Here is a 1,040-nt window from a genome sequence, read left to right on the forward strand (position 1 = left end):
GGGAGTTGGTCGATTTGCTCTTTGTTGTCTTTTGCCGCCAATTGTTGACCGTATTCTGCTGACAGTATTACCGCATGGCTGGTGGCGATATTTGCCAAGAATGAAAAGTTTGGCTGAGCGAGTTTAAACGTCACTGTGTAATCATCGACAGCAATCACATCTTGCAATAGATTTTGAAAATCTAAACCAGCAAACCATGGATAAAAACCACCACCAACTTGATGAAAAGGATGGTCTACATCAATGATTCGCTTAAAGCTGAATACCACGTCTTTTGAATTTAACGGGCGAGTCGGAGAGAACCACGGTGTCGTTTGGAACTGAACGCCATGTTTGAGCTTGAATGTGTACTCAGTACCTTCCTTGTTCACAGACCAACTTTCCGCAATGCTTGCAATAGGTTGGTGTGTTTTAGGATCAAGCGTGAGTAAGGTGTCGTACAACTGAGGGCTTAACGCCTCGGCTGTAATACCACTGTCTATAAGCTGAGGGTTAAATGTTGTTGGTTTACCTTGCCCACAAAACACAAAACCTGCTTGGCGAATATCGTTGTGATCGATTTCTTCACCACAGGCAGTCAGTAAGCTAATACCAATAAGGCTCAGCGATAATCTTATAAAAGCATTCATAATATGAAATGTTCATTGGATTTTGCTTGTTTCATTTGATCTTACTCGTCCAGAGCTCACAAGCGAAAATGATCTCGCTAATTTATCACCTTTGTGAACTCGCTCCAAACACAAAATCTTTTGCTGGTAGGGTGTTAGATCAAAATACGATGTCTATTTAACACTGTAGCCCGAATTTTGCAGACATGAGTTGCGTTATCTATGGCTAGTGGTGTTTTTGGTTTTGTTAACTTTGCCCGACTAAACCGTACTTTCTGACCATACCTCGTAGCTGGTGATAGCTTAATCCCAGCAATTCGGCTGCTTGTCGTTGGTTGAATTTTGCTTCTTCCAAGGCACGATTGAGAAGATTGATATCTTGCTCCTCTTGCCACTGTTTGTAATCGAGAGGAAAGTGGATCGAAGTCGTGT

2 protein-coding genes are annotated in these 1,040 nt (G+C 42.2%); both read right to left on the bottom strand.

Features of this window, described 5'->3' with window-relative positions; translation table 11 throughout:
- On the bottom strand, positions 1-629 hold a 629-nt coding region (locus tag R8N28_RS27060; protein ID WP_318183897.1), incomplete at its 3' end, for an ABC transporter substrate-binding protein.
- 226 nt (positions 630-855) lie between these two features.
- Positions 856-1,040: helix-turn-helix domain-containing protein (locus R8N28_RS27065; RefSeq protein WP_318183898.1), on the bottom strand; the 185-nt coding region annotated here is incomplete at its 5' end.

The sequence above is a fragment of the Vibrio sp. Vb1554 genome (assembly GCF_033344235.1).